At 37.9% G+C, this 12529-nt stretch carries 15 protein-coding genes and 1 pseudogene; 10 read left to right on the forward strand and 6 right to left on the reverse strand.

Annotated features, from left to right (window positions below; all coding sequences use genetic code 11):
* Window positions 1-103: 103 nt before the first annotated feature.
* The 5 genes from GSM42_RS00060 to mciZ form a co-directional block, all read right to left on the reverse strand.
* Window positions 104-448 (reverse strand): hypothetical protein, encoded by a 345-nt coding sequence (locus GSM42_RS00060; protein ID WP_160799221.1) that lies wholly within the window; start codon window positions 446-448, stop codon window positions 104-106.
* A gap of 78 nt (window positions 449-526) precedes the next feature.
* Entirely contained in the window at window positions 527-883 is a 357-nt protein-coding gene (locus GSM42_RS00065; RefSeq protein ID WP_160799222.1) for a hypothetical protein, read from the reverse strand.
* Between the two features lie 414 nt (window positions 884-1297).
* Window positions 1298-1921 (reverse strand): arylformamidase, encoded by a 624-nt coding sequence (gene kynB / locus GSM42_RS00070; RefSeq protein WP_160799223.1) that lies wholly within the window; start codon window positions 1919-1921, stop codon window positions 1298-1300.
* The gene (locus GSM42_RS00075) at window positions 1908-2750 is read right to left on the reverse strand and encodes an EcsC family protein (RefSeq protein WP_237446406.1); all 843 of its coding nucleotides are present in this window, start codon (window positions 2748-2750) and stop codon (window positions 1908-1910) included. The genes kynB and GSM42_RS00075 overlap by 14 nt, the downstream gene beginning before the upstream one ends.
* Window positions 2751-2807: 57 nt before the next feature.
* On the reverse strand, window positions 2808-2948 hold the full coding sequence (gene mciZ, locus GSM42_RS00080) for a Z-ring formation inhibitor MciZ (protein ID WP_160799224.1): 141 nt from the start codon (window positions 2946-2948) through the stop codon (window positions 2808-2810).
* A gap of 93 nt (window positions 2949-3041) precedes the next feature.
* Here mciZ and GSM42_RS00085 point away from each other — a divergent pair, with 93 nt between their 5' ends.
* From GSM42_RS00085 to GSM42_RS00130, 10 genes are all read left to right on the forward strand, one after another.
* On the forward strand, window positions 3042-3572 hold the full coding sequence (locus GSM42_RS00085) for an NUDIX domain-containing protein (RefSeq protein ID WP_160799225.1): 531 nt from the start codon (window positions 3042-3044) through the stop codon (window positions 3570-3572).
* 81 nt (window positions 3573-3653) lie between these two features.
* Window positions 3654-4217, forward strand: a complete 564-nt coding sequence (locus GSM42_RS00090; protein WP_160799226.1) for a hypothetical protein — start codon at window positions 3654-3656, stop codon at window positions 4215-4217.
* A 160-nt stretch (window positions 4218-4377) separates the two neighbouring features.
* On the forward strand, window positions 4378-5022 hold the full coding sequence (locus GSM42_RS00095; protein WP_160799227.1) for a hypothetical protein: 645 nt from the start codon (window positions 4378-4380) through the stop codon (window positions 5020-5022).
* Between the two features lie 107 nt (window positions 5023-5129).
* Entirely contained in the window at window positions 5130-5771 is a 642-nt protein-coding gene (gene spoIIM / locus GSM42_RS00100; protein WP_160799228.1) for a stage II sporulation protein M, read from the forward strand.
* Window positions 5772-5870: 99 nt separating this feature from the next.
* Window positions 5871-6350 carry a ferric iron uptake transcriptional regulator gene (gene fur, locus GSM42_RS00105; RefSeq protein WP_160799229.1) on the forward strand — a complete coding sequence of 160 codons (480 nt, stop codon included), beginning with the start codon at window positions 5871-5873 and terminating at the stop codon, window positions 6348-6350.
* Between the two features lie 94 nt (window positions 6351-6444).
* Window positions 6445-7575, forward strand: coding sequence for an alanine dehydrogenase (ald, locus tag GSM42_RS00110; RefSeq protein ID WP_160799230.1), 1131 nt, complete (start codon window positions 6445-6447; stop codon window positions 7573-7575).
* Window positions 7576-7632: 57 nt separating this feature from the next.
* Window positions 7633-7869, forward strand: coding sequence for a DUF4227 family protein (locus GSM42_RS00115; RefSeq protein WP_160799231.1), 237 nt, complete (start codon window positions 7633-7635; stop codon window positions 7867-7869).
* Between the two features lie 188 nt (window positions 7870-8057).
* Complete coding sequence (gene deoB, locus GSM42_RS00120) at window positions 8058-9239, forward strand: phosphopentomutase (RefSeq protein WP_160799232.1); 1182 nt, start codon at window positions 8058-8060, stop codon at window positions 9237-9239.
* Window positions 9240-9244: 5 nt separating this feature from the next.
* The gene (locus GSM42_RS00125) at window positions 9245-10057 is read left to right on the forward strand and encodes a purine-nucleoside phosphorylase (RefSeq protein WP_160799233.1); all 813 of its coding nucleotides are present in this window, start codon (window positions 9245-9247) and stop codon (window positions 10055-10057) included.
* A gap of 13 nt (window positions 10058-10070) precedes the next feature.
* Window positions 10071-10889, forward strand: a complete 819-nt coding sequence (locus tag GSM42_RS00130) for a purine-nucleoside phosphorylase (RefSeq protein ID WP_160799234.1) — start codon at window positions 10071-10073, stop codon at window positions 10887-10889.
* A 1221-nt stretch (window positions 10890-12110) separates the two neighbouring features.
* Here the strand turns inward: GSM42_RS00130 and GSM42_RS20440 are convergent.
* Window positions 12111-12438: pseudogene (locus tag GSM42_RS20440) on the reverse strand (IS4 family transposase); the annotation flags it as partial.
* Between the last annotated feature and the right edge of the window lie 91 nt (window positions 12439-12529).

Below are 12529 nucleotides of genomic sequence, written 5' to 3' on the forward strand. Positions count from 1 at the left end.
TAAGCTTGGATTTAAGTTAAATGACTGTATAATCCCTTTGCTGATTGACCGAGCTTGAAATTTTTATATGTATGTATGATCAGAAAAACAAAAGGTTGTCCGATCAGCCCTTTTTAGCCTCGCTATTTGTTTCTTTCAATTTCTTCCTGAGGTCTATATATTGTTCTTCTCCAATGAAAAAGTAAAATTCTGCAATGTTACTTTGAGCTATTTGATTCATGAGTGCTTGTGCTTCGGAAGAAACCAATACATTTTGCATAGCTGCCTCTGATTCATAAAAAGTATCAATAATGAGTTGGATTCCAGCAACGTTTTGCTCATCTACTCTTGTAATATTTGTTTCCACAATGCCAGGTAATTGATGTATTTTTGGGAAAATGTTTTCGTAGAAAGTTTGAAAACTATCTAGGTCATTTATATTGCGAAAGATGCTTGTTGTTTTGATCATGTAAAACTTCCCCTATCATCTGTTTAAGTGAATTAGAATGACTTTGTTTATCACAACGTCCACGAACTGGTTGTCACATTACCATCTAGGAAGGAGCAGAAACTTCTGTTTATCATTGTATGTTGTTTGATGACCTAATAAATAAATAATTTCTCTAGGTGATTTTTCATCGATTAATTTCAGCAATTCTTGGTATTCTGTTGTTTCTACCACTCTACTCAACTCTTGTTTCGATTCGAAATGTAGCTCAATCATAAATTCAAGCCTATCAATAATTGGTATCAGATCTTGGCCTATCTGCTGAAGATAATTGGTGATTCTTATCCCAATAACACCTGATATATTTTTCACTCGGGGTAAAAATTGTGTGAGATAAAACTGTCTAAATACTTCTTTGCTTTTTAAATCCTTAAAAAGAATAAGAGATTTTATCATACCAAAAATATTCATTTCGCATTAATGATAAAATGAGAAGATCGAAAATTTGATAATAGAAGAAGACTTTTGTTTAAATCAAATAATGATAAATACGTATTGAAAGACTATGATTAATAAATTTACCAAATATTATATTAAATTTTATACGAGTTTGCATCACATTCCGGGTAAAAATCAGCATTTTTAAGGTTATTCGCTATTTTTTACTGTACTCTGATCACATAAATGATAAGCACAGTTAATTGCTAAAGGGATGAAGTGGGTGAGGTCGGCAGAATCTTTTCGAATAAAAAGAGAATAACATCATGAGGGTTAGTTTCATATACAGAAACCAATCTTCCTAGGTTCATTAGAAAATTGGTTTCTGTATAAAGAGGTATTCATTTTTTTATAATCAAGCAGAACGATATGTTACTTGTCTGATCGTAACACAGCTCTCACAGGACTACCATCTCCATTTTCAATGGATAGGGGCAGTGCGATCAATTCATAAATTCCGGCATCTACTTGATCCAATATCACTCTTTCTAAGATGTGTATGCCATTTTGATGTAAGGCGTGGTGAGCTAGCAACGTATCACTATCAGCAGGATCAACAGAAGGAACATCCACTCCTAGTAGTTTTACCCCAATCGTTTGCAAATAGGATGCTATTTCTGGTTCTAAATAGGTAAATCGATCTGGAAAAGTGGATCTATCTTTCCATGAATCGGTTCGGATTAGTAATCTTTTTACATGATGTAGCTCAAATGATTGTAAGTCTTCTATGGTAATAGAGGATTTATCTTTGAGATAAATCACTTTACAAGATCCCACATATAAAGATAAATCTAGTTCATGTACTTTTTTCCCATTGTCATCAAAATGAAAAGGGGAATCAATATGAGTACCTGTATGTGTACTCAAAGTAAGGGAACCGACATTTGCACAACTAGAAGGATTAATAGTGGAAGTAAGATGAAATTGGTAGTCATTGTCTCCTGGCCAAACGGTCATGCCGTTGTATAAGGGCTCGCTGATATCATAGATTTTCATCAGCTTTCTCCTCTGAGGTTGAAGAATCAGCTTCGTCATCTTCCCATTTGTACTCAAATTCCTTCATTTTAGCCAATACACGCCTCTTTCGATATAACATTTGACCAGCTTCTGCTACATCTTGGATCGTGTAACGATTGATAACAGCTCCAAATATCATTCCTAAGACTGGTACCATCTGAAATAATTTTTTCCATCCATAATTATCTCGATAAGCAAAAATAACTTCTCTCCAACCCTGGAGTTTCGAAATAGCTTCTTGTTCTGTGCTCATTTCAGTTAATTCTTTTAAAATGGCTTGTTTGCCCACAAAGTCGGAGCTGGAGAATTGAAGGCATTTTACGATAAAAATACGCTCTTCTTTTTCTTTTGGATCATATCCATAAGTGATTGCCATTTCTTGCAAAATTTTTAATGATGTACCAAGTAGTAATGGTATATCAATTGCTAATGTGAAAATACCGCCGAATCCCGTGGTAGCTCCTTGGACTGTAGCGAAATTGGTATGATTTGCTTTGTTGTCTTCTGCTACTTTGTTCATTAAAGCGAGTGGAACATGGGCTATTTTATCAATCGTGACTTCATCAGACGATTGCATAAGAAGGTGAGGGGCATATTTTTGAAGGACTCTATCTTGGGAGGTCAGATATTGTCCACCCGTTTGGATATAGCTGCCCAATTCATCGAGTGCAATGCCAATATATTTTTGGATTACATTTGGTGTTATCTTGTCTAAGATTGCAAAAGGGATGCGACCAAGTTTTTCCCAAAACCATAGATCAGACTGATCTTCTTCCCATTTTTTTATTTCTTCTAAGGCATCTTGCAAAGACTGTTTTGTGTCTGGTTGATAGGTGTTCAGAATGGTTCACCTCATATGAGATTTTTACTTGATAAGGCGTAGATGGGTTTCTTTTTTCCTATTTCTCTCAATAAATTCAGCTAATGTAATAGGGGTTTTTGCCCATTGCCGCAGTTGTGCTTGGATTTGCCACGCTTTACCAGTGAGTTTTATGCTTTTGTTCATTTTTATTTTCCTCCATTGATCGCTTTTCGTCCAGTGTTGCCAGAAAAAAGATATAATAAAAAATATGAAAGGATAGGAGGTTACATAACAATTATGAAAAACTTAGAAGAAAAGACATTGACATCCGAGAAGATATATAAAGGGAAAATAATTGATTTGCAAGTAGATAAAGTCTCGTTGCCAGATGGAGGAACCTCTTATCGGGAAATTGTGAAACATCCTGGAGCCGTAGCAATTATGGCAATAACTAATGAACAAAAGCTTGTATTGGTGCGTCAATATCGCAAAGCATTAGAAAAAACAATTTATGAGATTCCAGCAGGGAAATTAGACATCGGTGAAGAACCGAAAATATGTGCAAAAAGAGAATTGCAAGAAGAGACTGGTTATAGCGCAAATACATGGAAAAAGCTCGTTGGTTTTTATACTTCACCAGGTTTCGCCGATGAATTTATTCATTTGTATGAAGCAAGTCAGTTAACACTAGGGGAAACTTCGCCTGATGAGGATGAGTTTGTAGAGCGGGTGGAATTAACATGGGATGAGTGCCTTGACAAAATTTCTTCAGGAGAAATTTGTGACGCAAAAACAGTGCATGCTATCACATTATGGAAATTAAAGTAGATGTAGAATTGAAAGTTTTGTGAAAAAACATCCTTTATGCTATAATGGAAGTATTCTGTTTATTGCTTCGAGGTGATGGAAGTGAATCACGACACACAGAACAGAAGCATTTCCCTCACAGGAGCACGCTATACACTTAGACTATGGGTACTATACGTGTTACCATTTGTTTCAGGGTTAATCATTACCAATTTTTTCGAGTGGTCATATCTGTGGCCAGTACTACTACTTCTAACAACATTAGTGGTGATTGCTTTTAATCTAGTGGTAGTGTTAAACGATTGGTATCGCAAACCTATCGCTCGTTATCCCATCATCTTTCAGCTTTACGCTGCTTGTTTTTTTGGGGTCATGCTTTTTGGTAAGGCGCTAGGTGATAGTTTGCTATACATGTTGCTTGCCTTCGTATTTATTATCAACACACTACTTGGTTATTATTATCGGAGGAATATAACGGCGTGTGGGATTGTATCCCGGAGCATATTGGTGTTAAATACGATTTTGCCAATTACATATGCTTTCTTGTACCTTTATTTTCACTCTGATGTTTCCATGTTTTTAGAAGCGCCAGGTATGATTAGTTCTATTTGTCTAGGTCTTACGTACTTCTGTGGTGTAATCGTAGAAAGCATATATCGTTTTTAAATGGTTTTACAGGTAACTTTTAGGAAAGTTACCTGTTTTTTGTTAATAAAAAAGTAACAACTTTCCGATTTTACATATTGATTTCTTTCGGTTTTTTTCAGAAAATATTCTTAACTCTTTTTGATATCTTTTCCGAGTAAATACCGATTTGGAGGCCTATATGCGTTACCTATATATTTTTCTATTTTCTATTCTTTTTCTCGTTCCAACAGGCTGCGGTTTGGTTACGTTTCCATCAAAGCAAGTTTCAACTGACAGCAATCCCGCAACACAGCAAAAACAATCCATCGCAAAACAACATGGTCCAATGGATGAGAACAAGCAGCCAACACAAGAAAAAACTATATCTAACCGAGTGAATGAACAAATTATCACTGTTGTGAGAGAGGACGAAGCAGAAAAAGAGATTCCTACAAAAGTGATGACACCTGTAAAAATCATTACCTCTCCAGAAGATCCGAAAGATGGAAATTCGATCGAACCAACTGCGCCTAGTGAAGACGAAACAAAAGAAAATGAAGAGGCAGAGGCAGATGCGAAGTACGAAGAAGCAAAGAAAAAAGCTGCTGAACTAGTCAATACAAAACAAACAGTATCATCTGATCAGGGGAATGTTTACCAGAATCCAAAAGAAGATTCTTCTGTGTTGCTTCAAATAGTAAAAAATCAAAGTATACAGGTGGATAAAACAGAAGTAGATAAAGAGGATGCTGAGATATGGTGCTATGTAACCGGTAACAATGGTCAGCAAGATTTTACTGGATGGATATCTTATAAGATCATTGAACAAGTAAAACAACCATAAGATTCCTGTCAAAAGGGATCTTATTTTCTTTTTTCGATTTATGACACTATCATATCTGTCTTCTTATGTTCATAGAGTAAGAGGAAAAAGAAAGGCGGAGATGATGGATGAAACGGAAAAATCGTGTGCTGCATCTATTAGTGGATCATCTGATAGAACAAAAATCAATCTATCTATTTGTCAGTGTTTTGTTTCTAGTAGGAGTAGTTTTTGGAGCAGTAATTGTCAATACACTGGATGTGAACAAAAAAACCGAACTACTACAATACTTACAATACTTTTTCCAAGGGCTTGCGCGGGATGATATTGCGGATCCGAGTATTGCTTTTCAACATTCAATTGGTGATTATTTTAAGATGCTAGCTTTGATGTGGATACTTGGATTATCTGTAATTGGGATTCCCGTCATGTTGGTATATCTTTTTTTCAAAGGACTGGTTACTGGTTTTACCATTGGTTTTCTAATTAATCAGCTTTCTTGGAAGGGATTATGGTTCGCAGTTGCAGCAGTTATTCCTATTAATATTGTTGTTATTCCAGTATTACTGATTTTATCTGTTGCCGGCATTCAATTTTCAATCACACTGGTGAAAAATCGTTTTATGAATAGTAGAGGTCCCATCTATCCGCAATTCGTCCATTATTCTTTACTTGCATCTGCACTGACCGTGTGCCTGCTCTTAGTGGCTGCTACAGAGGCATATGTGTCACCTGTACTTATGAAAAACGTGATTCCTTTTGGGATGTAATTTGTTATAATGATTCTTATCTAATAGTTTTTGTTATGTGGTTTGACTTCCTATTTATTTCTCACCTATAATGGTTATATGACATAGGGGGGTGTGTCTGTGGAAAAACGGGTAAATCAAATTAAACAACAACTATCTGCCCATAACTACAAATTAACCCCCCAACGGGAAGCAACTGTCCGCGTTCTAATAGAGAATGAGGAAGCACATCTGAGTGCTGAAGATGTTTACCTGTTGGTGAAGGAGAAGGCACCAGAGATTGGATTAGCTACTGTTTATCGAACTCTGGAGTTGTTAAGTGACCTCTCTGTCATTCATAAACTTAACTTTGGTGATGGTGTGACTCGCTATGAATTTCGAGCAGAAGGGGCAGAACATCATCATCATCACTTGATTTGCTTAAACTGCGGAGAAGTAGACGAAATTATGGAAGATTTGTTAACCCCGATTGAAGCAAGAGTAGAAGAAGAATATCAGTTTCAAATAGTGGACCATCGATTAACTTTTCATGGTGTTTGTAGACGTTGCAAAGAAGTAGTAGCAGATCCAAAAAAATTAGTTGGCGCTAGGGTCACATAATGCGATGAGAGATCAATAAAAGATCTCTTTTTTTATGGACTAGAATGTTGTGAAAAGTGGTAAGATAGAGGGGACATGCAAAGGAGGACCTATTATGATAGTTGGTGTACCAAAAGAAATTAAAAACAATGAAAATCGTGTTGCTATTACTCCTGCTGGTATTGATGCTTTAACTCGTATTGGCCATCAAGTCATCATTGAAACAAATGCCGGTATTGGAAGCGGTTTCACTGATGAAGAATATGCTCAGCATGGTGCTGAAATTCTCTCTTCAGCGGAGGCTGTATGGGCAAAAGCTGAAATGATTCTCAAAGTGAAAGAACCTCTACCTGCTGAGTATGGCTATTTTCGCGAGAACCTTGTTTTGTTTACATACTTACATTTGGCTCCAGAACTTGCATTAACGAAAGCGTTAATGGAGAAGAAAGTTACTGCTATTGCTTATGAAACCATTCAATTGGACAATGGAGCATTACCTTTACTAACTCCCATGAGCGAAGTAGCAGGAAGGATGTCTGTTCAAATTGGAGCTCAGTTTCTAGAGAAACCACATGGAGGCAAAGGTGTATTATTAGGTGGAGTTCCAGGTGTTTCTGCTGGTAATGTAGTTATCATCGGTGGTGGAGTGGTAGGAACCAATGCTGCAAAAATGGCAATTGGTTTAGGAGCCAATGTCACCCTCTTAGATGTTAATCCTGAACGTCTTCGCCAGTTAGACGATATCTTTGGTGGGCGTCTGAATACGGTTATGTCTAACCCTTATAATATAAGGGAAGCTGTACGAAAAACAGATTTGCTTGTTGGAGCTGTATTAATCCCTGGGAGAAGAGCACCAAGGCTAGTAACTGAGGATATGGTAGAAGAAATGGAAGCAGGCTCTGTTATTGTTGATGTTGCGATTGACCAAGGCGGTTCAATTGAAACGATCGATAGAGTTACTACACATAGTGAACCAACCTATGAAAAACATGGAGTTGTTCACTATTCAGTTGCGAATATGCCTGGCGCAGTTCCTCGTACCTCTACGATTGCACTGACCAATGTAACTATTCCTTATGCGGTACAAATAGCATCCCAAGGAGTAAGCAAAGCAATTCAGTCTAATCGACCGCTGGCAAAAGGGGTCAATGTCATAGAAGGTCAAGTAACTTACGAAGCAGTGGCGGAAAGTTTACAGTTACCATATACACCTCTTAATGATGTCGTGAAACTAGCAATTCTATAACATAAATGATCATCCTAATCCATAAAGTGAAGTAGTTATGGAAAAAGGGTGATACTCATGATATTTTCTTTACAAAAAATAAAAAGAGTAAGTTTGTTTATTGGTCTCTTTCTCTTGTTTGTCTTTCTGATTTCCCAATTATTCCATTTGCTCACAACTTTTTTTCCTCCTCGGTCTCCTTATCAAGAACCATTTGGAAATGCTGTAAAGGTGTCTACTTTTGAGCAGATAGATCAATCATTTTCTAATACTTGGTTAGACCGATTATTTGTTTTTTATTGGATTGGCGAATAAAACAAAAGAATATCGCATGGTAGTAGGGAACGAAGTGCATGATAAGACTATGCGATTCGTCCCTTTTTTGGTAGATTTAAAAAGTGATCAAATTTTTATTTCGTTTACATCCATACAGGCAGGCGCTGTCTAATCCGTAAAGCAAGAACATCATCAAATTCCTATTACCCTTTTTAGTAGAGGTGAAAATGTTGTCTATTTCCCGTGTTTTTCTTATTGTGTTAGATAGTGTAGGGATTGGAGAATTGCCAGACGCCGGCAATTTTAATGACGTAGGTGCTCACACCTTACTACATATTTCGCAACATCAAAATGGTTTACATATGCCTAATATGCAAAAACTAGGGTTAGGTAATATTGAAACTTTAGAAGGCATACCGCCAGTAAATACACCAGAAGCTTATTTTGGAAAGATGGTTGAGGTTTCAAAAGGAAAAGATACTACAACAGGACATTGGGAGATGCTGGGTTTGCGAACGGATACTCCATTTCCAAGTTATCCAGACGGTTTTCCTAGTGAATTGATTCAGTTGTTAGAGGAAAAGACAGGTCGCAAAGTAATTGGAAACTGTGTGGCATCAGGTACGCAAATTATCGAGGAACTTGGTGCCGAACATATGGAAACCGGCAGTATGATTGTATACACTTCAGCAGACAGTGTTTTTCAGATTGCCGCGCATGAAAACGTTATTCCTTTAGAAGAGTTATACCATATTTGTGAAATTGCTAGAGAACTTACGTTGGAAGATCGTTTTTCAGTTGTTCGCGTTATTGCTCGTCCATTTGTTGGGGAACCAGGGAACTTCACAAGAACTGCAAATCGTCGAGACTACAGCGTGAAACCACCTGACAAAACTGTTTTAAGTTATTTAACAGAAGTTGGGATAGAAGTTGTAGCAGTAGGCAAAATTTCCGATATCTTTGATGGCGAAGGAATTGGAAAATCGATACATACGGAATCGAATATGGACGGTGTAGACAAAATCCTAGATTGTTTTGATGAGACAAAAGAAGGTCTTATCTTTGCGAATTTGGTTGATTTTGATGCAAAATTTGGTCATCGTCGTGATCCAGCAGGTTATGCCAAAGCTTTGGAAGAGTTTGATGCGAGACTACCAGAGATTCAAGCAAAATTAACAGATCAGGATCTGCTCATTATTACTGCTGATCATGGAAATGATCCAACTTTTCATGGTACGGATCACACAAGAGAGTACACTCCATTATTGGTGTATATGACAAGAGCTACAAATGGGGATAAAAATTTAGGGGTTAGAAAGACGTTTGCAGATGTAGGCGCTACGATTGCAGATATATTTCAAGTGAAAACACCTTCAGGAGAAAGTTTTTATCAAAAGTTAAAAGGGTGAGCGAGATGAGTTTTTTACAAGAAGCGGTTACATTTATACAAGAAAAAGTGCAAGATCAACCAAAAATAGGTCTTATTTTGGGATCGGGTTTGGGGATGCTTGCAGACGAAATAAATAATCCAGTTGTTATCTCTTACGATCAAATCCCACATTTTCCAACATCGACAGTGGAAGGCCATGCAGGTCAATTGGTGATAGGGAAATTAGAAGAGAAGATAGTGATTGCAATGCAGGGTAGATTTCATCTCTACGAAGGACACCCGCTTGATGCAGTTACATTTCCAATCAGAGTGATGAAGGCATTAGGAGTAGAGTCACTACTAGTTACCAATGCAGCAGGTGGGGTAAATACATCATTTGAACCTGGAAACTTAATGTTAATGCAAGACCATATTAACATGATGTATCGCAATCCATTGATTGGTCCTAATGATGCAGAATTAGGGGAACGCTTTCCAGATATGTCAACAGCATATGATGCGGAATTAAGACAGTTAGCTGAGAAGGTTGCAGAGCAACAAGGTATAACGTTGCAAAAAGGTGTTTATGCTGGGGTCCTTGGTCCATCATATGAAACACCGGCTGAAATTCGTATGATTCGGGCTGTTGGTGGAGATGCCGTTGGTATGTCTACAGTTCCAGAAGTAATAGTTGCTCGGCATGCTGGTATCCGTGTTTTAGGAATTTCATGTATTACCAATATGGCAGCGGGTATTTTACCACAACCACTAAGTCATGCCGAAGTGATGGAGACAGCCGAACGTGTAAAAGGTGATTTTATTCAGTTGCTACACGGTATTTTAAAAGCAATAGGATAGGAGTTACTCAAAAATGGAACGTTGGAAGCAGATACAAGAAGCAGCAAATACGATTCGTGAAGCATGTTCTATCAAACCAACAATCGGGTTGATTCTAGGTTCTGGATTGGGCGATCTGGCAGAACAAATTGAAAATAAAACAATCATTGCTTATGATCAGATCCCGCATTTTCCAGTATCAACAGTAGAAGGGCATGCTGGACAGTTAGTGATTGGAGAATTGATGGGAAAAACAGTTGTTGCGATGCAAGGTAGATTTCATTTCTATGAAGGATATGAGCAACAAGAAGTTGTCTTCCCTGTATATGTGATGAAATTATTAGGGATTGAAACTTTACTGGTGACCAATGCAGCAGGTGGAATGAATGCGAAGTTTCAAGCAGGTGACTTAATGGTGATAACAGACCACCTCAATATGACAGGGTCCAACCCACTTATTGGTTCTCATCTATCCGAGTTGGGTCCTCGATTTCCAGATATGAGTCATGCCTATACACCTGAATTGGTAAAGTTAGCAGAGAAAATAGCTCATCGACATGGTTTCTCTGTTCAAAAAGGGGTTTATGCTGGAATCAGTGGACCAACATATATGACACCTGCTGAACTCATTATGCTTCGTAACTTGGGCGGAGATGCGGTGGGAATGTCTACTGTACCAGAAGTAATTGCAGCTAGCTTCTTAGGTTTACGGGTGATGGGTATTTCTTGTATTACAGATATGGCCATCGGCGAAGAATTGGAGCCCCTTACTCACGAACAAGTGATGGAAACAGCTAATCGAACCAAACCAAAGTTTATCCAATTAGTGAAAGGTTTCATAAGTGAGGTTTAAGGGATGTACACTCTGAATACAAATTGGACGGAAAACTAATTGCATTTTCATTAGTGAAATGACTCTACCGCTTGGTCTGTTGCTAGAAAATAGCTTAGAAGTAACCGACTGAGACACTTAAGGATTTTACAGAATGAAGTCTCACTTAAAATCACAGATGTTCGTAGGTAGGAAGAGCAATCAGTGAATTTCCAAAACTAGTATAATAAATTATAAAATAAATGCGTAAAACGTCTACTATAGGGTAGGCGTTTTTGTCTGATAAAAGGGAGTATGTCTGTCTATGGACACCGAGATGAAAAGTGATGGTGGGACAAATTTTTCTAACCTAATTCAGTTCTTGCCATAGAGAGAAGCATGATATAGCGTACTTGGTTTTCTTTTGATGAATTCACGGAGATGCCATCGCTGTAGAGGTTGCAGCTTTGTTGAGAAAAGAGCCTATTATTCTGGTGATCAACAAATTCCATTAAAAGAGTCAGTAAAGATAACACGTAATTATATAAGAGATTATTTAGATAGAGTTACCGAAACCAGCATCCGGCGATTGAGGGTATAACGGAATGTAATGAAATCTATCTCTGACGGCACAAAAAAAGAGAGTTAACCCATATTCATCAAGCTAAAGGGAAAATAGATTATCCCCAAAAATCCTGTTAATGATTAGAATTATACAAAACAATAAGAATTCCGTATAATGAAAATACAAAGCTTGATGTACATCTCTCACACTAGAAGAAAGAGCCATGCAGGTTGACGTTTCTCATCTTCTCGGAGAGAACAACTTCCAGCTTCGCTTCGGCGTTTCTGGCGATCGGACCAAGGGGAATTCCTACTCTCTGTACGGAGCCACTTACACCCTCGAACTCCGGATGTTCACCCCCTGTCCACCAAGTGCAGCATGCGACTTAAGGACGAGGAGAGGAAGCACAAGAAGTTCTTGAACTGCATCACTATCTTCGTCAAGGATGGCGAGGAAAACGTGGCTACTACTGCCGTCTCTCATGAGGAAGAATCGGTTGCCATGTATCCCAACGTCCTCGGTGCCGCATTCGACCAGACCCTCATTCTTAGGTACAAGCTGGCAGATTCCCTGCCTCTTCGCTGGGCACAGTGAGAGAATCGATCAACTGGACCCTGATGTGGAGTACAAGTTATTTCACCCCACTCAATTTTAGAAAATACGCCACCAAACAAGCCTAGCTAGGCTTGTTTTTTAAATTATACTAATTTCTCAATGGATAGGCTGTACTCATAAACAACACCCAATATGTCAAAGACAGTCTTTTTCTTGTATCGATGGAGATTTTCGTCCATTTTTTTTATCTGGGCGAAGAAGGATCTTTGCATATGCTTGGGTGTTTATCTGTATAGACTGATGGAATAAAGGGAAATAGGTTTAAATGATATAAAAAGGCTTATACTCGCTTACCTTCATACTACTTTTGCGTAGCAAAACCTCTCTCTGAAACAAAGTAGAGGAAAAAATGAGGATGGCAATAAGCTGCTCATACAGGTGACATTCCAATCTTTCCCGTTTCACATTCTGCCAATTGTTCCACTTCTGTAGGGGAAAGTTATTTTTGTAATACCTGTGAAAACAAATAGAGTTATTCTTTGGTGGATACAATCACAGAAAA

The organism is Shimazuella alba (assembly GCF_009831235.1).
Taxonomy (GTDB): Bacteria; Bacillota; Bacilli; order Thermoactinomycetales; family Thermoactinomycetaceae; genus Shimazuella; species Shimazuella alba.